Source organism: Nocardia sp. NPDC004573, assembly GCF_053602135.1.
The window spans coordinates 136,750-158,033 of record NZ_JBSGDA010000017.1; the positions used below are offsets into that span (position 1 = coordinate 136,750).

General features: G+C 64.3%; 17 protein-coding genes and 4 pseudogenes. 4 read left to right on the forward strand and 17 right to left on the reverse strand.

Annotation, left to right across the window (positions count from 1 at the left end):
- Positions 1 to 23 precede the first annotated feature (23 nt).
- The 16 genes and pseudogenes from ACWEKR_RS24665 to ACWEKR_RS24740 all read right to left on the reverse strand — a co-directional run bounded on the left by ACWEKR_RS24665 (position 24) and on the right by ACWEKR_RS24740 (position 14,163).
- A complete protein-coding gene (locus tag ACWEKR_RS24665) occupies positions 24 to 191 on the reverse strand; it encodes a hypothetical protein (RefSeq protein WP_452356476.1) in 168 nt (55 codons plus the stop codon).
- Positions 192 to 500: 309 nt separating this feature from the next.
- A complete protein-coding gene (locus ACWEKR_RS24670) occupies positions 501 to 2,030 on the reverse strand; it encodes a long-chain-fatty-acid--CoA ligase (protein WP_452356477.1) in 1,530 nt (509 codons plus the stop codon).
- A gap of 345 nt (positions 2,031 to 2,375) precedes the next feature.
- Positions 2,376 to 2,601: pseudogene (locus ACWEKR_RS24675) on the reverse strand (TetR family transcriptional regulator); the annotation flags it as partial.
- Between the two features lie 200 nt (positions 2,602 to 2,801).
- Positions 2,802 to 3,521 (reverse strand): hypothetical protein, encoded by a 720-nt coding sequence (locus ACWEKR_RS24680; RefSeq protein ID WP_452356478.1) that lies wholly within the window; start codon positions 3,519 to 3,521, stop codon positions 2,802 to 2,804.
- Between the two features lie 133 nt (positions 3,522 to 3,654).
- Positions 3,655 to 4,584 carry an alpha/beta fold hydrolase gene (locus ACWEKR_RS24685; RefSeq protein WP_452356479.1) on the reverse strand — a complete coding sequence of 310 codons (930 nt, stop codon included), beginning with the start codon at positions 4,582 to 4,584 and terminating at the stop codon, positions 3,655 to 3,657.
- A 29-nt stretch (positions 4,585 to 4,613) separates the two neighbouring features.
- The gene (locus ACWEKR_RS24690; protein ID WP_452356480.1) at positions 4,614 to 5,498 is read right to left on the reverse strand and encodes an SCO6745 family protein; all 885 of its coding nucleotides are present in this window, start codon (positions 5,496 to 5,498) and stop codon (positions 4,614 to 4,616) included.
- A gap of 550 nt (positions 5,499 to 6,048) precedes the next feature.
- Complete coding sequence (locus tag ACWEKR_RS24695; protein WP_452356481.1) at positions 6,049 to 6,738, reverse strand: TetR/AcrR family transcriptional regulator; 690 nt, start codon at positions 6,736 to 6,738, stop codon at positions 6,049 to 6,051.
- A gap of 113 nt (positions 6,739 to 6,851) precedes the next feature.
- Positions 6,852 to 7,207 (reverse strand): annotated as a pseudogene (locus tag ACWEKR_RS24700) (alcohol dehydrogenase catalytic domain-containing protein); the annotation flags it as partial.
- A 20-nt stretch (positions 7,208 to 7,227) separates the two neighbouring features.
- Entirely contained in the window at positions 7,228 to 8,271 is a 1,044-nt protein-coding gene (locus ACWEKR_RS24705; RefSeq protein WP_452356482.1) for a phosphotransferase family protein, read from the reverse strand.
- 85 nt (positions 8,272 to 8,356) lie between these two features.
- Positions 8,357 to 8,569, reverse strand: a pseudogene (locus ACWEKR_RS24710) (SDR family NAD(P)-dependent oxidoreductase); the annotation flags it as partial.
- Between the two features lie 11 nt (positions 8,570 to 8,580).
- Complete coding sequence (locus ACWEKR_RS24715) at positions 8,581 to 9,807, reverse strand: acyl-CoA dehydrogenase family protein (protein WP_452356483.1); 1,227 nt, start codon at positions 9,805 to 9,807, stop codon at positions 8,581 to 8,583.
- A 93-nt stretch (positions 9,808 to 9,900) separates the two neighbouring features.
- Positions 9,901 to 10,716 (reverse strand): SDR family oxidoreductase, encoded by an 816-nt coding sequence (locus ACWEKR_RS24720; protein WP_452356484.1) that lies wholly within the window; start codon positions 10,714 to 10,716, stop codon positions 9,901 to 9,903.
- Between the two features lie 224 nt (positions 10,717 to 10,940).
- Positions 10,941 to 11,657: an MmyB family transcriptional regulator gene (locus ACWEKR_RS24725; RefSeq protein ID WP_452356485.1), complete on the reverse strand. Its 717-nt coding sequence runs from the start codon at positions 11,655 to 11,657 to the stop codon at positions 10,941 to 10,943.
- 435 nt (positions 11,658 to 12,092) lie between these two features.
- Entirely contained in the window at positions 12,093 to 12,467 is a 375-nt protein-coding gene (locus ACWEKR_RS24730) for a GFA family protein (protein WP_452356498.1), read from the reverse strand.
- Between the two features lie 502 nt (positions 12,468 to 12,969).
- A pseudogene (locus ACWEKR_RS24735) lies at positions 12,970 to 13,245 on the reverse strand (integrase core domain-containing protein); the annotation flags it as partial.
- Between the two features lie 213 nt (positions 13,246 to 13,458).
- Complete coding sequence (locus tag ACWEKR_RS24740; RefSeq protein ID WP_452356486.1) at positions 13,459 to 14,163, reverse strand: hypothetical protein; 705 nt, start codon at positions 14,161 to 14,163, stop codon at positions 13,459 to 13,461.
- Between the two features lie 1,977 nt (positions 14,164 to 16,140).
- Between ACWEKR_RS24740 and ACWEKR_RS24745 the strand changes: the two genes are divergently transcribed.
- The 3 genes from ACWEKR_RS24745 to ACWEKR_RS24755 are packed head-to-tail and all read left to right on the forward strand — an operon-like array spanning position 16,141 to position 18,239.
- Positions 16,141 to 16,995, forward strand: a complete 855-nt coding sequence (locus tag ACWEKR_RS24745) for a glycosyltransferase family 2 protein (protein WP_452356487.1) — start codon at positions 16,141 to 16,143, stop codon at positions 16,993 to 16,995.
- Positions 16,996 to 17,025: 30 nt separating this feature from the next.
- Positions 17,026 to 17,688, forward strand: coding sequence for a helix-turn-helix domain-containing protein (locus ACWEKR_RS24750; protein ID WP_452356488.1), 663 nt, complete (start codon positions 17,026 to 17,028; stop codon positions 17,686 to 17,688).
- On the forward strand, positions 17,601 to 18,239 hold the full coding sequence (locus tag ACWEKR_RS24755; protein WP_452356489.1) for an IS630 family transposase: 639 nt from the start codon (positions 17,601 to 17,603) through the stop codon (positions 18,237 to 18,239). Before ACWEKR_RS24750 ends, ACWEKR_RS24755 begins: the two co-directional genes overlap by 88 nt.
- Before the next feature lie 235 nt (positions 18,240 to 18,474).
- Here ACWEKR_RS24755 and ACWEKR_RS24760 read toward each other — a convergent pair whose 3' ends face one another.
- Positions 18,475 to 19,776 carry a PPE domain-containing protein gene (locus ACWEKR_RS24760; protein ID WP_452356490.1) on the reverse strand — a complete coding sequence of 434 codons (1,302 nt, stop codon included), beginning with the start codon at positions 19,774 to 19,776 and terminating at the stop codon, positions 18,475 to 18,477.
- Between the two features lie 702 nt (positions 19,777 to 20,478).
- Here ACWEKR_RS24760 and ACWEKR_RS24765 point away from each other — a divergent pair.
- The gene (locus ACWEKR_RS24765) at positions 20,479 to 21,204 is read left to right on the forward strand and encodes an SDR family NAD(P)-dependent oxidoreductase (protein ID WP_452356491.1); all 726 of its coding nucleotides are present in this window, start codon (positions 20,479 to 20,481) and stop codon (positions 21,202 to 21,204) included.
- The last annotated feature ends 80 nt before the right edge of the window (positions 21,205 to 21,284 follow it).

Sequence of the window (21,284 nt, forward strand, 5' to 3'; positions counted from 1 at the left end):
AACTGATGTGACGCGGGTCACCGTCAGTGGTCGGGAACGCTACTTGAAGTTGACGTCGAATTCAATAGATTTCGCGGCGGCGGCATCTTCACCGTGCCGGGATCGGACTTGCACACCAAGAACAGGATCATCACCGGCAATACCTCCGGCGAGGCCGGCGGTGTGCGGTGCGACAACACCTGCACCTTCACCGACTCCACGATCTCCGACAACCACGTGATCAATCCCGGAAAGTGGCATCGCCCCGGGGAATTCGCCGGGCGCGGCGGCGGTCGATGTGCGAGGCCGGGGTGTGGTGACTTTCGATCGGGCGACAGTCAGCGGTGGCGCCGGCCTACCTCGATACCCTCCCGCGCCAGCTGACCGATCGGGTCGACGCCCAGGCGGGCACCGTCATCGTGCCCTAGTCGGCAGGCGTAACCGGTGGCCCGTCCTGTCGACACCTGCGTCACACCCATCAAGGCGCGGGGATACCTCGACGGCGTCCGCCGCCGCCCAGCTCACCGATGGGCAACCGCTCCCCTGTCCGCCGGATCGTTCAGGCCTGACAGCGACTTCCAGTCGATCGCCCGCTTCAGGATCTTTCCGGTGGCGCCCTTCGGCAACTGGTCCACGAACGCGAACAGGTGTGGAACCTTGTATGCCGACAGCTGCTCCTTGGCCCAACTCCGCAGTTCATCCGGTGTCGGCTTCGCTCCGGGCGCCAGGGTGATCACCGCGGCGACCTCCTCGCCGTAGTGCTCGTCGGGCACACCGATCACCGCCGCTTCGACGATATCGGGGTGCCCGTACAACACTTCCTCGACTTCACGGGGATAGACGTTGTAGCCGCCCCGGATGATCATGTCCTTGGCCCGGTCGATGATGTAGACATAGCCGTCGTCATCGACCTTGCCGAGATCCCCGGTGGCGAGCCAGCCGTCGCGCAGGTCGGCCGCGGTGGCCTCCGGCCGGTTCCAGTATCCCCGCATGATCGTCGGACCGGACAGGTACAACTCGCCCACCTCACCGGGAGCGAGTACCGAGCCCGAGGCGTCCCGGACTTCGATTCGCATGCCGGGCAGCGGAAGACCCACAGAACCCACCCTCGGGTCCTTCCCGACGGGGTTGAACGTCGCTATTCCCGACGATTCGGTAAGCCCATAGCCTTCCATGATCTCGCAGCCGAACCGGGCGCGAAAAGCTCGGATGACCTCTCCTGGGAGTGAGGCACCGCCCGACGAAGCCATCCGCAGACTCCCGAACTGCTCGGGCCCGAAGTCCCCTCCGGCGTGCAGCATCGCGTTCCACATCGTCGGGACACCCGACATCAGGGTGATCTCGTCCGCGCGCACCATCTCGAGCATGCGGCCGGGATCGAACCGCGACAGCAGCGACAGCGACGCACCCAGGTGCAGAGCGGTATTCATGACGACCGACTGTCCGAATACGTGGAACAGCGGCAGTGCGGTGCCCATCCGCTCCTCGCTCGTCACCCCGAGGTAGTCGATCAAGATCGTCGAAGCGGCGTGCAGGTTGGCGATCGTGAGCTCTACGCCCTTGGGCTTCCCGGTGGTACCGGAGGTATACAGCAGAACCGCGACATCATCCGGGGCGAGATCGACGGGTTCGGACAGCGGCTCCGTCCGAGCACGCTGTGCGCCCGGCTCGAGCACCCAGAGCGGGAGTCCGCGCTCCTGGGTGGCCGTCTCGGCCGATGGTGTCGCCTCGTGCCACGCGATCACCAGGCGTGCCGTGGAATCGTCGAGAACATAACCGATTTCGGCTCCGGTCGCCATCGTGTTCATGGTGATGACGATGGCGCCGACGAGGTGCGCGCCCATGTAGGCGACAACGAATTCGGGGACGCTCGGGGCCACCAGCAGTACGCGGTCGCGACTGTCGATCCCGGCGGCACGCAGTGCACCGGCGAAGGTCGCCACCGAGTCCTTCAGCCGGCCATAGCTCCATTCCTCGCCCTGCGCCCTGATCGCGATCGCCTCGGGCCGATCGAGCGCGTTCTTCCACATCGGACCGGCGACGTTGACCATCCGAATCCTCCTTCTGGCCTAGCTGGTAATTCCCTCGCACCGTAATTGAACTTGGCATCAAGTTCAATAACTGCCAAAAGGGAAATCCGCGATCACCTCATCGGCAAGGAAACCGCGTGGTGCGACCAGAACAGCCGCTAACGGTGACACCGGGACTGCGCCGGTATTTCCGGTGACGACGCGGTCCCCGGCCAGTTCACTCAGCTCGCTGCCTCGTCGATTTTCAACGCGTTGGCCCACAGGCGGGTAGCCGTTCGAACGAGGTCGTCCAGCGAGGTTTCCTCTTCGAGGGCGAACGCGTAGTACGCCATCCGGCCGACCATGCCGGACAGCGCCCGTGCGGCTGAAATATGTATAGAAGCTACCCGTGGAGCATTTGGCCTCGGCCGTGATATCCGACAATCGCGCGTCGAGGTAGCCGTCCCGCTCGACTACCACTCGGGCCGCCGCCACCAGCGCTGCCCGCGTGCGCAAAGCCGCGGGCCGTAGGAGGAGGCTCCCGTAGGGCAGAAGTATCGGCAAGCGAGGAGATCGCCGCCGCTGCCGCTTCGTCGTCGGCCGTCCTCGCCATCGTTCACCCTCCCTGCTGTGCGCTGGACTCTCGAAATCGTCGCACACCCGTTGTCGGTCCGCGCTCGCCTCCGATCTCCCCGGGAGGGGCGATGGGCTCGGTCCGCACTCCAGCCGAGGTTCGGCAGCTTCGTGACGGCGAAGTCTGTCATGAAGCCCAGACCCTGCCCAGCCGGGGAAACCGGCTGGGCAGGGTTGGCGTCACTTCGCCGGGGCCGGGGCCGGGGCCGGCATCGGCTGGTTGATCGTCGTGAAGTACTGGACTGCCGCCATGATCGCGACCGGAGCGGTGACGAGAATTTGGCCGGCCAACGTCCCCAGCGCGCCGAGAGCCATCATTCCGCCCACACATCCGATGGCGGCTGCCGGAAGAAAGGCTCCGAACAAGCCGATAATCGCCGCGGAAGCGACGGTCGCCCCGGCGATCCCGCCCAGCACGCAACCGACCGCCGCGCCGCCGATGCCGCCGACGGTGGTACCGATCGTCGCGCCCATGAGGATCGTGGAGGACAGTCGCGCCCAAGCGGCTTGTTCCCGGTCGTACTGGGTCTTCCAGGGAGCCTGGTCTTCGTAGGGCAGCGCCACCGGCTTGTAGGCGGCGTGCTCGAGGTCGAACTGCGGCGTCAAGGTAGCAGTGCGGTCGCGGATTTCGGCGGCGATCGGGAAGACGAAATCATCGACCCGGAAAGACAATTCCGAACCCGCGACCACAGCACCGCCGGGGGCCTTGATCTTCAGCACCCCCTCTTCGACGGCAATCGAGCCGGCCGCGAGATCGATCACCGATGACCGCTCTCCGACCGATACCTTGTAACCGACCGCCGCGGCATCGGCCGGCGCCGCCGATACCGTTCCGGCCGTTCCGGCGGTTATGCCGAGCGTCGAGACGAGCAGCGACGCTGCTGCAATCGTTTTCCTCATCCTTTTCCTTCTTCTTTGTGCCTCGAACCAGACGTTCGAGAGATTGCGAACACGCACGGGTGCGATTCGATTCGGTTCCGCCCACGAAACCGTCTCCGACTGCTCCCGCGCATCGCGCCCGATTCCATCCACATCAGATGGAATCGAGGAACTTAACCAGCGCCTCGTTGACTTCCGCTGGTCGCTCCTGCTGAACCCAATGGCCGGCGCCTGCGATCACAATGTTTTCGCGTAGATCCGCGAGAACCGATGTCATCGTTTCGGCCGGCATGAACATGCGAACCGCATCTTTGGAACCGGTCAGGAAAAACGAGGGCTGGCTGATGACGTGACCGTCGAGCGGGGCCGTGAGCTCCCAATTCCGGTCCATGTTCCGGTAGTAGTTCAGTCCTCCGCTGAAACCCGTGTGCTCGAACGCGTCCACGAATACCTGTAACTCGTCCTCCGACAACCACGGGGGACGCGGTAGTTCTCCGCCCGGCCGCCGTGCCAGAGCCTGCGGCGAGGGAGTGTCGTTATTGAGGAGTGCCCATCGAACGTCTTGCGCGAGCATGGCATCTGCGACTCCCGGCTCCTGGAACCAGCACATGTAGAAGGAATCTCCCAGGCGGCAACGCAGAATCCCCAGCGGTGGAACCGGCGCGCGCGGCGCCGGTGGAACGCTCAGTCCAGCCACCGCCCGCACCCGGCCGGGATAGGCCAGTGCCATCTGCCAGACCACCGCGGCACCCCAGTCGTGTCCGATGAACACGGCATCCTCCGCGCCGAGGGCGTTCAACAGTCCCACCAGGTCGGCGCAGATCGTCAAGATGTCGTAGTCCTCGATCTCGGACGGCCGCGAGCTACCTCCGTAACCGCGCATATCCGGGGCGATCACCCGATACCCGGCCTCGGCGAGCGCGAAAACCTGATGACGCCAAGAGAAAGCGAGTTCGGGAAATCCGTGGCAGAGGACAACCACCGGTCCCTCGCCATGATCGACGACTCGCAGTTCGATCCCGTTCGTGGCGATCCGCCGGGATCCGAGCGCCTGCCACGCCGCAACGTCGACCGTCATCCGCATCTTCTCGTGCTCGAGCCTCGGCGCCCCGGTCACCGGCCGTCCCTGTACCGGGCGATCAGCTCGGCTGGGAAACCCAGATCGGCCTGCGCAACCGCCTTTGTCAGCGGCATGCCCAGCTCGCCCAGACGCGAACACCCCTCCGGTCCGATTGCTTCATACGCGTACACGGCGAGTTGGTCGGTCCGGTCCTCGATCGATTGCCGGCGCCGCCGCCCTTCCTCGCTGAGGGCGAGTGCGGGCCCATCCAGAAGCCACCCGCGAGCACGCAACCGCTCGATGCCTGCGGCCCACTCCTCTTCGCTCCAGTACCGGCTGACGCGGAGGGCTTCGGCGCTGATGGCCCCTGTCGCGGCATGCGTGATCAGCGCCTCCATACCATCGAGGCCTTCGGTGAACAGCAGCGCGACGTGTCCGTCGCCGCGGAATTCGCGCAGCAGAGTCTGCGCGTGCCACAGCACCAGGTGCGGAGCGTCCGGCCACGGCAGCTGCGCGTGTCCGGCGAACAGCGGACGTCCCTGAGGCCGATCGCATGCGCGTTCCGCGGCACGGCGTGCGAGATCGGCCGCCTCCCGAACCGTTGTACCGTCGACGTCCTCGCCCCATGCTTGGCGCAGCGAGCGGTCGACGGCCTCGTACCGTGCCTCCAGGACGTGCCCAGGCGTGGCGGTGTGCCAGGCCGCGGGCAGCGCGGAGCGCACCGCCACCGGATTGAAATTGAAGAATGTCGCGACGGCGACTTCCGCGGGTACCGGGCCCATCGCTGCCGAGCGGGGCGCGAAATATGTCGGGGCCCGCCCCTGCAAGCCGATTTCGGCGTAACACTCCTGCCCGTGCGGGCTGAAGTAGATCATCCCGTGAATCAGTTCGAGAGCACGGAAGGTGAACCGGGCGGTCTCCGGCGAAACAGTTGGCATCGTCATTCTTTCGAATTCGACTGGCAGAGAGCAGGTCACGGAACTCATCGCCTCTCGCCGACCGGGCCGGCACCCTCGCTCGCGGCGGATGCGACACCGACCTCGCGCAGCGGCCTGCCCGCGACCAGAAGCCTGCGAGACAGATCGTTCACAGTCAGGAGTGGGGCCATGCAGTTCCCTCGATCGTCGTGTTTCGGATCCGGGCTTCGACCCTCCCTTCGGTGGGCCGAATGTTGAATCTGAACTCAACCTCAAGTTGTGACCTACGTCAAGTCTCGATCCGAAATCAACGTCATTTTCGGTCCTGCCGGACGGCGGAACTCCCGGCGGCGGTGTCGGGTGTCGCTCTACCCGCAGGGCTCACAGGGGGCTTCGACGACCTTGTCGGGGGCGACCCCGGCCGGTGGTCACACGTAGACACGATCCTGTCCCGATCGAGTTCACCAACAGCGTTGGCTAGGGGATATGAGGTCCTACCTGCCGCATCGCTGCCGCAAAAGCGGGCTGACTGATCACGGCGTGGCGGGTTCGTGGCTCGGACGGGCCCGGCTCACAGCGTGGAGATGCGCAGCGCGTTGACCCACAACCGGGTTCCGGTGCGCGTCAGTTCGTCCAGGTCGACCCTCAGATCCTCCGGTGTGCCTTCACCGGTCACGAAGTAGTCGAACGCGAGCCGACTGATCATCCCGGACAGTGCGCGCGAGGCCAACAGCGGATCGACTTCCGTGTCCGCGAGTCCCCGCGCCTGCAGGGACTCGATGCTGCGGGCGTTTCGCCGCACGAACGCCTCCGCGCGCCGCTGACGCAGTTTGCGGAACTCCGGGTCGATGCTGGCTACCTGTTCGAGCAACGCCATCAGCTTGGCATTGCGCTTGTACGCCTCGAAGTACGCCCGGTTGCTCGCCTCGATGATCGCAGCCGGGTCGGCGTCGGAGTCCACATGCGGCATGCCTGGATGCATCATGTCTTCCTGCGCCAACTCGAGGACAGCGGCGAAGATCTCCTCCTTGCTGGAGAAGTAGGTATAGAAGGTGCCGGACGAGCATTTGGCCTCTGTGGTGATGTCGACCAGCCGGGTGTCGAGGTAGCCCGAACGCTCGAACACCGTACGGGCAGCTGCGATCAAGGCCGAGCGCGTCCGCAGTCCCCGACCGGTGGTCGGCAGCTCGCGCAGCAGCGCGGAGTTCGCCATGGACGGCGGCGGACCCTCGTGTTCTTCCCCGGCGGTCGATCGTGACATGGGAACAGTTATAGCAACGGAACCATCGGGGCTCGCCAGATCATGCCTCGGCGAACCGCCGGCGACGTCGACCATTGCGGCGGAGCCGCGGTTCAGGACTGGAAGACGAGCCGACCGGCGGCGGCGTGCACGAGCAGGTAGTCGCCCTCCGCAACCGAGCGCGCCGGTGCAGCGCGAACCACGCCGTCTGGTACCCGATACTCAACGCGGCGGCCTCCGCGTCATCGAGGGCCTTCGGCGCAGGCAGCACATTCGCCTGGTTCATCAGCGCGTACTCCGCGAACGCGCCGCTTGGCAGTGCGGTGGTGCCGACGACCCGATCACCCACCACGGCGCGTCCGACACCGGCTCCGACCGCGACGACCTCGCCGCAGAGCTCGACCCCTGGAGTGAACGGCCGTGGCGGCTTGATCTGGTATCGGCCGCGACAGAGCAGCACGTCCGGGAAGTTGGCCGGAGCGGCCGATATAAGTTTCGATGGTCGGGGATTCAGATGCCTGCGGCATCGGCGACGGCGATGGCCTTGTGGACCAGAGCATCGATGCGCTCGACGGTCGGGGTGCCGGCTGCGGCCTTGTTCGCGGGGACGTCCATCGCCCGGCGCATGACACCTTCGGCGATGATCGCCACCTTCCACAGACCGAGCGCGTGCCAGAACTTCAGCGCCTGCGGGTCCCGGCCGGTCTCGTCGAGGTATATCCGGGTGAGTTCGTCCCGGTTCGGGAATCCCGCGAGTGTGGAGACCGGGAAGTCACCCCCAGTGCCCTCCCCCGGCTCGGGCCAGTAGGCGAGCATAGAACCCATGTCGGCCAACGGATCTCCGAGCGTGGACAGTTCCCAGTCCAGCACGCCGACAACCTCGCCGCTCGTGTGGGAGACGATCACATTGCGCAGGTGGAAGTCGCCGTGCACGAGCGCGAGTTCGGTCTGCTGGGGCACCGCGGCCATCAGCCTGCGGGTCAGCTCGTCGAGTTCGGGCAATTCCCGGGTCTTGGACTTCTCCCACTGGCCGGACCACCGCGCGAGTTGGCGTCGCGCGTACGGCTTGTGGCTGGCCAAATCGGACAGTCCGGTCTGCTCCAGGTCGACGGCGTGGATTTGCGCGAGGGCGCGCGGCAGGGACTCCGCGATCTCGCGACGCCGTCGCTGGGGTAGTGACTCCGCGATCTCCATCGTGTCGACGACTTGGCCGTCGATGAAGTTCATCAGCACCAACGGCACGTCGGAGATCGCGCAATTCTCTGCGACACCGAGGATCCGCGGTGCAGGGACGGAAGTGCCCGCGAGCGCGGACATGATCCGCGCCTCCCGCGCGACGTCGTGTGCCGAGACCAACAGGTGCCCCAATGGGGGCCGGCGCAGCACCCAGCGCCGACCGGCGTCGTCCTGCACGAGGTAAGTGAGATTGGACTGACCGAGACCGATTCGGTGGAAGCCCAGCCGGCCGGCGAACTCGATCCCGAGGTCGCCGAACCAGCGGGCGACCGCCGTCGGATCGATGCCGATCACATCTCGCGCCGAGGTCTCAGGCACCGAGCGGCGCTCCGTTCCGGTAGGGCACCGCGTCGCCGAGCCGCTGGCCGCCGTCGATGACCAGTGTCTCGCCGGTGCCCCAGGACGCCGCGTCGGAGGCGAGGAACGCGATCGCCGAACCCACGATCCGCGCGGCGGCCTTGTCGGCGGTCTCCTGCTTGCGGGAGGTGAGCACCACATTCGCGCCTGCGGCGGCGAGGGCTTGCGCGGCGGTCAGACCGATGCCGCGCGAAGCGCCGGTGACGATCGCGGTTCTGCCGCTCAGATCCAGAAAAGACGCTCCGGCACGCGACAGCATGGGAGTCATGCTCAGACACCTTCCGGTCGCAGGTCGCGATACTGGCGCAGTTCGCGGCGGGCGATAGCGCGCTTGTGCACTTCGTCCGGCCCGTCGGCCAGGCGAAGGGTCCGCAGGTGCGCGTACGACATGGCTAGCGGGAAGTCGTCGGTGATGCCCGCGCCACCGTGCACTTGGATGGCGCGGTCCACGATCTTCAGCGCTATGGCCGGGGCGGCGACCTTGATCGCGGCGATCTCGGTCTGTGCTTCCTTGTTGCCGACGGTGTCCATCAGATATGCGGCCTTGAGGGTGAGTAGCCGGATCATCTCGATGTCGATGCGCGCTTCGGCGACCCAGTCCTGGATGTTGGCGTTGTCGGCGATCGGCTTGCCGAACGTGACGCGCGACTGGGCGCGCTTGCACATCAGTTCCAGCGCGCGCTCGGCCGCACCGATGGCACGCATGCAGTGGTGGATGCGACCGGGGCCCAGCCTGGCCTGGCTGATCGCGAAGCCCTCTCCCTCGCCTTTGAGGAGGTCCTCGACCGGAACCCGAACGTCCTTGAAGTCGATCTCGGCGTGACCTTCTCGGTCGGCGTAACCGAAGACCGACAGATTGCGCATCACGGTCACACCGGGTGCGTCGATCGGTACCACCATCATCGACTGCTGCCGGTGCGTCGGGGCGGCCGGATCGGTCTTGCCCATGACGATCATGACCTTGCAGTTCTTATGGAGGGCGTTGGAGGCGAACCACTTCCGGCCGTTGAGGACGTATTCGTCACCGTCCTTGACCATAGACAGTTCGACATTGGTGGCATCGGAGCTGGCCACACCTGGCTCCGTCATCGCGAACGCGGACGCCATAGTGCCGTCGAGCAGGGGTTTCAGATACTTTTCTTTGTGCTTCTCGGTGCCGAAGAGCTCGAGGACCTCCATGTTGCCGGTGTCGGGGGCGTTGCAGTTGCACGCCTCGGGCGCGATGTGGCTGCGGCCCATGATCTCCGCCAGCGGCGCGTACTCGAGGTTGGTCAGTCCGGCGCCGGTGGCAGGGTGTGGATGGAAGAGGTTCCACAGGCCCCGCCTTCTCGCCTCGGCCTTGAGTTCCTCGAGTATCGGCGGATGGAAATGTGGATCGCCGGCCGCGCGCATCTGCTCCTCGTACACGGTCTCGGCCGGGTATACGTGTGCAGACATGAAATCCAGCAGTTCGTTCTGCAACTGCTGGGCGCGTTCGGAGATGTCGAACAGGGACATGAGAACTCCTGACGGGTCCGGGGGGGGAATCGGGGGTGCGGCGCTCGTTGTGGCCGACGACAGCCTCGACGAGGTCGATGCCGCGGCAGGACCTCAGTCCTGCGCCAGCACCTTCGTCTGGTAGCGCCGCATGCCGCGCAGCCATCGGTCGTAGTCGGCGGACTTGTGCCGGTACATGTCCAGTACCTGCGGGTGCGGCAGGATCAGGAAACGCTCGTCGTCGATCGCGGCGATCACGTCGGCCGCAACCTGGGCCGGTTCGAGCACCTCACCGGCGCTGGTGACGGCGCGGGTTGCCGCGGCGCCGAGGACTTCCCCGGAGTCCGCACCGAACAGCAGCTTCGTATTGACGCCCTGTGGGCACAGGCAACTGACCCGCACCCCTTGGTCTCCGTAGGTGACGCTGAGCCACTCGGCGAAACCGACCGCGGCGTGCTTGGTGACCGCGTAGGTGGCCGACCCGATCTGGGTGAGCAGCCCCGCCGCGGAGGCGGTGCTGACGAAGTAGCCCGCACCCCGCTCCACCCAGGCCGGGACCAGCAACTGCGCGGCCCGGATGTGGGCGCGCAGGTTCACGTCGATCGCCAGGCTCCACGCGGCTTCGTCGGCCTCGAGCCCAGGCGCACCGACGATTCCGGCGTTGGCGAAATACATGTCGACGGGACCGAAGTGCTTGTCAGCCAATGCGATGAGCTGGCGAATCGCCTCGGTGTCCGATACGTCCGCGCCGGCGGAAACCGCGGTACCGGGATGATCGGCGTTGATCCGGTCGGCGACGGCCTGAGCGGTAGATGCGTGCAGGTCTGCGACGACTACGCGGGTACCCGCACCGACCAGAGCCCGCGCGATAGCTCCGCCGATGCCTCCACCGCCACCGGTGACAATGGCGACCTTGCCTGCAACCTGCACTACCGAACCTGCTTTCGTGGCTATGGGGCGCCGCCACATCCGAACGGACGGCCTCTACTACCTGCTGGACCCAACGGGGCGCTTAACATCTGTATAGTTGAAGTCGACGTCAGTTTCAAGATTTGCCACGCGTCGAGAATCGCCACGGCACCCTTCGGACTGGCCAGCACATCCACGGGTGGAGGGCTCCAGCTCCTCGCACGTGGTTCCGCGAGCCGCGGAACTCACCCTGCCGCCGCGTGATACATCTCCCGATGCTCCGCCCATGGACGCGACCGCTCCTCCGCACTCATCGCCAACAACGCCCGCAACTTCCCCCACGCCACCTCATCGGTCGGCGTATACACCTGCATCCACGCATTCGGCACCGACGGCAACGACATACTCGTCAAAAACATCTCCAACTCCCCCACCGCCAAATTCCGCACCGCCTTCGTCCGACTCACCGGCACCGCCACATCATTCAACGCCCACAACGACGCGAAACTTTCACTCTCCGCACACAACTCCGCGATGAACTCCTCCCACCCCGGGTCACCAAGATTCTTCGCATACGCCCCACGCAAATACCCCACCATCCGCCGCAAATCATCCCAATTATGCCGATACGCGTTACAGCACTCCGGAGTCAAAAACACCCGACGCGCCACATTCCGCTCCCCCGCCAGAAACCCCGGGCACAACGCCTCATACGAAGAGTTGTGCGCCAACACGTCATACCTGGCACTCAACACCACCCCCGGCAACGGCTCCAAATGATCCAAAATCACCTGCAACTCCCCGGGCAACACCGACCCCGCATCCACCGAAGGCACCGTCGGCACATCCGCCAACCGATACAAATGCGCCTTCTCCGCCGCATCCAACGACAACACCCGCGCCACCGCATTCAACACCTGCACACTCACATTGATGCTGCGCCCCTGTTCCAGCCAGGACAACCACGGAAAGAGATATCAATGGGACGGCGCGATCCAGCTGCACCCAGTCCGCCCGAACAGGCAGGTCAAACGCGATTTTGACATACTCCCCGCGACGCCACCGGATGTCTAGATGCCTTGACATCTGGACGCCGTTCCGGCCGTTGGAGACTCGCTCGGCATCCTCACTCGATCAGTGCGACTCCCGGTTTGCCGGCCGATGCAAATCATTGCGGTCCGCACACTTCACATGGTCGTGGCGAGGCGCGCCCATCTCGCCACACCCATGGCGCGCCTGCATGCCGAACGCAGCGCGCATCTCAGGTGTTGGTGTGCGGGTCGACCGTCGTTTTGTGGGCGAGAGTCGGCACGGCCCGGGCGGTGGTCAGCGACGTTCAGCAGCTGCCCTTGATGTGGCGCTCTGCCCGCGGTGGCGGATCGATTGCAATGGGCCGTTCAGGAGATGGTGGCGATCACCGGCAGCCACCCGACGGCATTGTCTTTGAAGGACTGGTGCACCGGCACCAATGCGCTGTGGTCGTCCAGGGCCATCATCGTGACGCCGATGTCGTTGCTGCCCTCGTCGACGGCAGCCACGGTGGAGCCACATTCGGGGCAGAAACCGCGCTTCGTGGTCGGGAACGTGTTGTACCACTGCGGTTCGCCTCTCTCACCGATCCATGCGAACTTCTCGGCAGGGAAGCCGACCCAGGCCATGACCGGGGTACCTCCCAGCCGCTGGCAATGCGGGCACGAGCACATATGCGGCCAGTCCGCTTCCGCGTCGACGCGAAAGCGGATCTTCCCGCACAGACAACCACCCTCGTACATCACCAGACATCTCCCTTGACCGAAAAACGAATTACCCTGCCACTGAGATGCTCTACGCCACAGCCGGCATGCACGGGGCGTCGACTCGCTGAGCGTAGGGTACGTGCGGAGACAGCGAGAGTTTCCGGCGCGTCGCAGCGCTCTCGTGCATCGCCGAACACCAGACCGAGACCAACCCGACGGACGTCATGGGTGCGCTTTATCCCACACGTCGGTCCCATCCGGCCGATAGCACGCCACCCTTTCGTCCAACCTGTGCACAGCGAAGCCTTGGCCGACCAGGCCAGTCCGGAGACGCGGCGTGCGGTTCACCAATGCGAGGGACAGTTGTGACCACCGTCACGCGGAAGCCGGGCGTGGACGTCGACGACGCTCGGCTGATCCCTTCCTCGACCCGCACGGGGCGGACCGTCGACATGGTCGGCCACGACTGGAACGACGCCGCGGGCAACCAAGGTCGCCGAGATACGTTGACGATGACCGGTAACAGTGTGGGCTTGGGTTTCTGTAGCAGCCTCTCATGGGGCGTCTGCCCTGCGAGGCCGCCGTGGGGACGGTGATAGTTGTAGTAGTCCTCCCACTCCTTCAGTTTGTCGTTGAACAACCCGGCGTCGTCGATGACGACGCCGTCGAGGAGGCGGTAGAACTCCTCGACGTCGATGCGGTGGGAGCGCTCGACCTTGCCGTTGAGCCGGGGCGTGGCAGGTTTGATGTAGGCGTGGCCGATGCCTTGGTCGATCACGTGCCAGTGGAACGCCGACTGGAATTCGGCCCCGTCACACATTGTTTGGACTCGGCTGAGCCCCTGGTGGGTGGCGTTGGCCGCGGGCGCGAACAGGGCAGCACGGCGCGTCGGCGAATGTGGAGGTTTATGAATGATAAGGCCGCGCCGCCTCCTTGGTCGTCATCGCAGGCGTGCGAGGGCCTTTTACCCGCAGGAAACACTGCCACTCTTGTGGCGACACACGGGTTCGCACCAAAGCAACACTCTCTACGGGTTCCCGGGCCCTCGAGGCGGTCGAGTGGTGAAGTGCAGTCTCGCCACGCCGTTGGCAAATGTCGCCGAATGTTCGAGGATGTCCCCAGCGAGGTCGTCCAACATTTTTTCGCAGTGCAACAGCTCAGCCAGTTCGGCGTGAAGCCCTGGTTCGGCCTGGATCCGTGGCGACGTTGAACGGTCGGGTAGCGCACCCAGTGCGTGACCGACGTAAACAGGAATGTCCATGACCAACCGCAGAACTGAGTCATCGAGAGGCCCTATCACCTTGCCGATCACCTCTTCAACGAGATAGCTGACCAGCAACTCCTCTGTGCCCTCGCACAATTTGCGCGCAATCTCGCTGACCGCGAGCCCGCAGGGTTCGGTCATCGGCGAGGCCATAACCCCTGCGTGATCCACAGCCATTTTGTTGAGTTCGGCCAGCACCACGACCTTAACCGCTGCAGCGAGATCTGCCGCATCATCTAGCGACCTCGCCATCCCCTTGCAGGCCCGGTCAAGCTGCTCCACTCGTGACGCCACCTCGGCCCACACCTCGTACGAGCTGCCTGAAAGAATCAAACCCATATTCGCTACTGCAACTGTCGCCGACGCGTGCGTACTCGTGACACCGTCCGCGAAGGTACGCACATCCTGGGCCAATGCACGCACGTCATCCTCATTGAAGTCCAGATGTGAAACACCGATGATCGTCAAGAAACATCCACCTTACTCGGTATCTCTATCGCCATGCCCAGTTCCTACAGTGAACAGATCCACCGAGCCCTGCTCGACCGCACCCCATCATTCGTCCCGCGAACAATAGATTGGGTCGTAATTCCAGGTGGCGCACCGTGACCATTGTCAAGCGAGAGTCAGGATTCCATGCCTGCAACTAGGTCCGATATGGGGGAAACGCCTACAGTTGACCACAGCCGGCAGCTGCTACGTCACGGGCTGTGTTGAGCAAAATTGGGATTACCCCAAAGGGCCCCACTGCACGGCATCAGCCGACGAGGCCTCGCTTCCCACGGCGTCGCCATTTGAAGGAGACCCAACACCGCAGCCAACCACTAATCGGCCAGCAACCCGACACCGCCCGCGCCAGGCGAACGTCGCGAACCAAAGGGTTCGTTGAGACTGCAGCCTGGATGCCGCCAGCATCCGCAACTGCCAAGTCACCCATGTTCCTGCCCTTCCGCCAACACGGTCAACTGGCACGCCCCAAGGAGCCGGACGGTCTCTCCCACGGCTGTGAGGGTGCCGAAAGTGTCCGCCGACGCGTCACTTCAGCGCGACACCTCCAACTGGATCGTCGGGCGTTGTTGCCTCCTCGGCGCAAATCGTGGGAGTTCCCCCATGCCGGCGCGGCGAGCCAGCGATCAGGGCGCCGGAAGCAGAGCGGGATTCGGATCCGCTCCTGACTCCCTATTTGCCCGATCAGCCAGCCCGACCGCTGATCTCAGCCCGTTCGAGGTCAAGCGCATCCCGATAACTCGCTCCTCCAAGCCAGACCCACTACCACCCCTGCATCGCAAACTCCATGGATGCCAGCCGGGAAACCGCCGACCACCGAGGGTGGGCCGATGACCACGGCAGCAGCCCCGGCACAAGCCCCCGCCCGCGAAAAGATGCAAACACAGTGGTCACGTGCTAGGAGAACGACTGCGCCGACCAGCCCGCGCCCAGCGCGGGACCGACCCAATCGCTTCCTAATCGCGACCGAGCAGAAGGGAACCGGGGCATCTGCAATCCGGCCTTCTTCTTCATGCGCCGATGGGTGCCAACGGGATTGTGGGCGTTGCACGGCGGCCTGCTGGCAGGCCGCCTCCGCGGCAGCCTCCATCACCGGACGCTGGCCTATTTATAGTGTTCGCGGGCAGCATTCCACCGAAGGGGGGCATCCAATCTCGTGCTCTGAGGAGGGAATCGACTAATTGTTATGTCGATGCTTCACAGCCAATATGGTGCTGGATGCTGCGTCGGGGCTACCGCTGACTGTCCAGACGGTCCGGGGTCGATCGCCTATCATCTGCCTGGTGCCGATTGGTACGGACAGGATGTTAGCTCCGAAGAACAATCGTCGCTTCCCGGACAGCGACCATGGAGGACTGAACCAAAATCTATGGTGGGCCGACATCGACGAAGCGGCGGTGATTCGGGTGTGGTGAATGAACCTAGTTGCGCTGAGCGGTTTACGGCAGATTCGATCGGGCGCGGATAGCGCCCTGCGACATGACACCATTGCCGAGCGAATGATTTTGCAGATGCCGGTGAGTGGACTGGACAAGATGCCGGTCGCCCATGCCTTCGACCACCTTTCAATATCCACTAAAAGAGTTCCGAGAGCCAGCAGGCACTGCTGCGGAACCCATACGAGTGCTCCCGCACCGGTTCGTAGTACTGAACGCAGGTAGAGGAGGCGCGGGACCGTTCTAACGAAGACTCCGACGGTCCGACTTCGCATCGTAGGGATTTCCCCCATGCAAATTCGGGTAGCGCGATGGAATTCTAAGCTAGTCCGTGACTGGAATCCGTCGATTTCGGACGTCGCCGGGCTCAATTGAGGCAGCGTGCTGCAATCGTGTCGTGCTGACGGAGTCGAAGCCGCGAGAACAGGTTTCGAATCACCGGGCGTAAGTCCGCGTGCAGCTCACTCACAATCACCAAGAACAAATCCGTGAAAGTAAATTGATGAAAGATATAGATTGCTCGACGATTTTATCGGTCGTCGTCCCCGTGCTCAACGAAGCCGCGGTCATCGAACGCACCCTGATGCAGCTGGTCATGCAAGAGGCTGTCGATGAGGTGATCGTCGTCGACAACGGCAGCGATGATGGCACCCCTGTCATCGTCCGAGACTTCGCCGCTGCTCATCCGGAAGTCGAACTGATACACGAGCCTGTCCGAGGCATCGCAGCCGCGCGAAACGCCGGATTCGACAAAGCTCGAGGCGAATTCATCGCCCGCACCGATGCAGACACACTCGTTGCCGCCGACTGGGGTTCTATAATCCGCGAATTCTTCTCCGAGCATCCCAGTAGCGCCGCAGTGACGGGGCTGTGCACTTATCATGATTCGCCGATCGGCTTCTTTCTGAAGTTCGGCCAATCGGTGCTTCTTCGTTACGGCAAGCTCGGCGGCCAGGTCGGCAACATGTTCGGACCGAACATGGCGCTGCGCCGCGAGGCGTGGTTGCAGGTCCGGGAGGACACGCAGGTACGCGCCGACGTCGCCGAGGATCTGGACCTGGCGTTGTGTCTATCCAAGCGCGGGCTTCGGATCGACCAGCTGACGAATATGCGTGCGCAGACTTCCTCGCGTCGCCGTCGTACCAGCCCACGCCGCTGGTGGCAGTTCCAGCTGATGGGCTTGCGTACCATCCAAGATCACGGGTTCGTCGTGCGGCCGGTGCATCGGGCCACCATCGTTGGTGCCTGGCTGGCCCATACTGCGCAGTGGCCGATCTACCGATTCTGGGACTTCGGCCGGCAATCATTCAGTTTCCGTCCCGGCGCCGAACGGATCTCCGCAGTCGGCCACTCCTGAACGAGACGAGGTAGTGGTAATCGCGACTGGATGATCTACTGGTGCTGCGTTCCTCAAAGATCATGTATCTTGTTGCTGGTCTTGGTGGTTCGGGTGTGGTTGAGGTGGGTCCTGCCGAAGGTATTGGTTGCGCGTCCGGCACGGGATGCGCTGGAGGAACGAAAGGTTCGCAAGATCGCTGGTGCTCGTCATGCGCCTGGGGATTGGATTCGGCGGGCGCGGATGATCACGGCGAGTTGGGATGGGAAGTCCACCGCGCAGATCGCGGGCGAGCTCGGCTGCCATCCGCAGACGGTGCGAGAAAGGCTGCACCGGTTCAACACCCACGGCCTCGATGGGCTCGGTGATCGTCGAGGAGCAGGACGTAGACCTCGGTTGACCGAAACAGAGCGCAGCCGCATCGTGGCCTTGGTCGCGACGACGCCGCCGGGGCGTTTGACCCGCCACCCCGACGGTGCTCTGGAAGCCGAGCGGGACGGAGCGCCGTCGAGCTGGACCCTTGATTCGCTCACCGCGGCACTACGCGACGAGGGGATAGTCGTCGGCCGTAGTCAAGCGCGCAGAATCCTTGTGGCAGAGGGGGTTCGCTGGCGTCGGCCGCAGTCGTGGACGACGAGCAAGGATGCGTACTTCGTCCCAAAAGGACCCACATCGTCGGTCTCTACACGCAGCCACCAGAAGGCGCCACGGTAGTCTGCGCCGACGAGTTGGGCCCGGTCTCGCCCCGCACCTTCACACCTTCACCTGGGTGGTCGGTCGACGGGCGCCGGATCAAGGCACCGTTGGAATATTCGCGAGGCCCCGACAGGGTCTGGGTCTACGGATCGATCCGCGTCCGCGACGGCCAGGCGGTCACGCTCACCGCCGGCTCACGCAACAGCGTCAACTATCAGCGATTCCTCGAGCTGATCGAGCAGGCCAACCCGGTCGGCGATATCTACGTGATCACCGACAACCTGTCCAGTCACAACAGCAAATCCACTCGCGAATGGCTCGAGGACCATCCACGAATCAACCACGCGTTCATCCCGGTCGGGGCGTGCTGGCTCAACCTGCAAGAGCCGTGGTGGCGGATCTTCCGCCGCGAAGCCCTCGCAGGTCAGACCTTCGCCGACCACACCGAGATCGACCAGGCCACCCGCCAAGCCACCGCCGCCCTCAACGCCCGCGCACGACCATGGGTCTGGGGCCGACCAGCCCCGAAACCAAGGACCCTACGCCGCCGTTTTATCTACCACCTTTGAGGAACGCAGCACTAGCCCCGGCCCGCATACACGGGTCTCGACACCATGGGTCTCGGACGGGCTCATTGTCCGCGATGCCGGCATCAGCAACATGACCCGAGCGCTCATCGGGCTGGTCGAAAACGATGGGTTCACGCAGGTCTTTCAGCGGCTCGACAGCTGACAGCTTCCGGCAGTCACCCGAACTTGATTCTGAAACGTCAGTTAAGACTAAGTCTCGGTTACAGCGCAGATCTCACCGCGCGGGTTCGTCGTATGTAGTCGCCGGATCGTCAGCGGCGCTTTCGATCACACCGATCCCCAGCGACTGTTCCCCTGCGGCCTTGTCGAACTCCTCCCGGAAGTCGGCGTCACCATACTCAATAACACCGATGACGGGTGGCTGCTCGGGAACCGGGATATCCTGCGGTTCTCCGGGCACGAACACCTTCGACTTCTTGCGGTCCTCGTCCCCCCTGCGCCGCAGCATCTGCGCTCTTGGCGCGGTTGCTCCGCGCAGTGTGTTTGAACGCACGGCAGGCCCTCCGCTCGGTAGATGCGGCGAAGCGCCGAACGCGGTGCCGCGACCGATCGACCAGTTGGACGGCATACGGAATCCGGTCGCGGCACCAGACATGGCGCTCAGCCCGCCGCGCGTCATGCTGAGGCCGACCATGCTGCCGACTCCGCCGCTCAGCCCTGCCAAAGTGGTCGAATCCTGTGATACACCGATCAAACCCTGCTGGTCCATCGAACCGGTGCCCGAACCGTTCGCCGACGAGTCAGCCGTTGGATCGGACGGTAACGAGGGGTTGTCCATGTCCGGCAGCGGATCGGTGGGTTGCGCGGTGTCCACCGGTTGTGGGGAGCTGGGATCGGGATTGGAGGCGCCTGGGTCAGCAGTCTGACTGGCTCCGTCGGATTGGGCCGCATGCGAGCCCTGGTCGGAAATCCGGGGGTCCTGGATCTGGGGAGAACCAAAGTCGGATGATCGTCCTTCGGGGATCGATCCACCGCTGACGATCGGCAGGGGAACTTCCGGCGCTGGCAGACCGGCCAGCACAGCCGAGGCCGCCGAGTCGTAACCGAACATCACCGCTGCCGCCGCGGCCGTGATCGCCAGATACTCGAGTTCACTCGCCGCCATAGCCGCAAGTGTGAGCGGGGCCAATTGCGTTGTGCTGGCGGCAGCGAGAGCAACTTGTTTCAAATGCCATTCGGCCAGCCACACCGCCACACCTGTCATGGCTTCCTGCGCCCCGCCGAAGATCGCCCCCAGCTCAGCCGCGGACGTCGCGGCATCCAGGGCGACCGCAGACTGCTTGTGCAACCAGCCCGCATGTCGGCGAAATGCCGCTTGGGCCAGATCGGACGTCGGCCCTTGCCATACCGCACCCATCGCAGCGGTCGAGGCGTCGGTTCCACTGGCAGCGACGGCCAACCCGGTAGCCAAGGTGGCATAGGCCGCTGTGGTAGTTGCCAGCGCAGCTGCGCCGGGACCGGACAGCAACCGAGCGGTGTTCACTTCCGGCGGCAACGCGAGGTAATCGAACTCCACAGACCAGCCTTCCGACTAACAGCGGCTTCGGCTACTCACCGTGCGCCATCGCCTCTTATGGAGAACTCACGGTCACATTTCGGACGCGCAACCGGTATGGGGGAAACGCCTACAAGTGCGACAACTCGGTCTATGACCGAGTTCCCTTCCCGGGCTCCGCGCTGAGGTTCCAGTTTCCTCGAGGTCTCTCGCAAACCTGGGTAACGCGTCTACCTCTACGACCATGACCACCGCCCGCCGATTGGCGCACGGTTCATGTGAACCAGTTCAGCCGCCGAAACCTGCAGACGCCGCCGTCTCCGAGGTCGACCTACATGACAATCCGAGCATAGGAGTGCTCCAACCCATCACAGGTTATCCAGCGATCGAAACCCTCAACAGACCGCAAGTGACGGCACGTTTGCCCAGTGCACGCATTGACATCTGCCACAGATGTTCTGCAACGCGTACTGTCGACAACAGAATATTCGGCACCACTCGCAAGAACCGCACCCGCCTCGGCAACGCGCTCACCCATTGTCGCCTCCGCCGCGATGTCGGTCACGGACCGGCCGGTGGTCCTGACCGTCATCGGAACACCACTACTGCCAAGGTGGTCGATTCCGATGCGGCTGCGGGGCTGTGCAGCCGGGGTGACACCGATGAATTTCGCAAGGTCGAGCCGTCAGCCCTGATATGCGATTGAACGGTAAGAGTGCAGTGGTGTACGGGGCGGCCGGCAATATGGGCGGCGCGGTAGCGCGGGCGTTCGCCCGCGAAGGCGCCCGTGTATACGTGGTCGGACGGACGCAGACGACTCTCGACGCGGTGGCCACGGAGATCACCGACCTAGGCGGCCGCGCTACGGCCACTCGGATCGACATATTCGATCAAGCGGCGGTCGAGGCCCACGCCGATCGGGTGGTCGAACGGGCAGGCAGGCTGGACATCTCCTTCAACGCGGTGGGCATGAACGCGTTGCAAGATGTGCCGCTCGTAGATATGAAGCTGGAGGACTTCCTAACCCCGATCATGGATGCGGCACGTTCGCAATTCATCACCGCGACCGCGGCTGCCCGCCGGATGACTGCACAGGGCTCGGGCGTCATCTTGTTGCTGTCGACCTCAGCCGCTGGCGAGTCCCGTCACCGTATGGGCGGGTTCAACGTAGCCTGTGCTGGTATCGAAGCCCTTAACCGCAGTCTTGCGGGCGAACTCGGCCGCGACGGAGTGCGGGTCGTGTGTATTCGCCCCAACTTCACCCCGGAGACCGCCCCAGGTCTGCCCGAGGATGACCAGCACCTTCGCTCATTGATCCGCGACACCCGCCTCGGGCGACTCCCCCGCCTCGCGGAGGTCGCCGAGGCGGCGGTGTATGCCGCGTCTGACGGAGCAGGCGCCATGACCGGCGCGGTCCTCAACCTCACCTGCGGTGCCCTTGTCGACTGAGCCGAGACCTCTACGGACCACGTTCGTAACGGACGGCTGCCGCCTCGCCTCGGATGTCGGCCGTTTCGAGGAACTGGAAC

What these genes read in the sequence shown, in the direction of transcription:
- ACWEKR_RS24670 (WP_452356477.1), bottom strand. Translation starts at nt 2,030, where the DNA reads ATGGTCAACGTCGCCGGTCCGATGTGGAAGAACGCGCTCGATCGGCCC.
- ACWEKR_RS24680 (WP_452356478.1), bottom strand. Translation starts at nt 3,521, where the DNA reads ATGAGGAAAACGATTGCAGCAGCGTCGCTGCTCGTCTCGACGCTCGGC.
- ACWEKR_RS24685 (WP_452356479.1), bottom strand. Translation starts at nt 4,584, where the DNA reads ATGCGGATGACGGTCGACGTTGCGGCGTGGCAGGCGCTCGGATCCCGG.
- ACWEKR_RS24690 (WP_452356480.1), bottom strand. Translation starts at nt 5,498, where the DNA reads ATGCCAACTGTTTCGCCGGAGACCGCCCGGTTCACCTTCCGTGCTCTC.
- ACWEKR_RS24695 (WP_452356481.1), bottom strand. Translation starts at nt 6,738, where the DNA reads ATGTCACGATCGACCGCCGGGGAAGAACACGAGGGTCCGCCGCCGTCC.
- ACWEKR_RS24715 (WP_452356483.1), bottom strand. Translation starts at nt 9,807, where the DNA reads ATGTCCCTGTTCGACATCTCCGAACGCGCCCAGCAGTTGCAGAACGAA.
- ACWEKR_RS24730 (WP_452356498.1), bottom strand. Translation starts at nt 12,467, where the DNA reads ATGTACGAGGGTGGTTGTCTGTGCGGGAAGATCCGCTTTCGCGTCGAC.
- ACWEKR_RS24745 (WP_452356487.1), top strand. Translation starts at nt 16,141, where the DNA reads ATGAAAGATATAGATTGCTCGACGATTTTATCGGTCGTCGTCCCCGTG.
- ACWEKR_RS24750 (WP_452356488.1), top strand. Translation starts at nt 17,026, where the DNA reads ATGATCTACTGGTGCTGCGTTCCTCAAAGATCATGTATCTTGTTGCTG.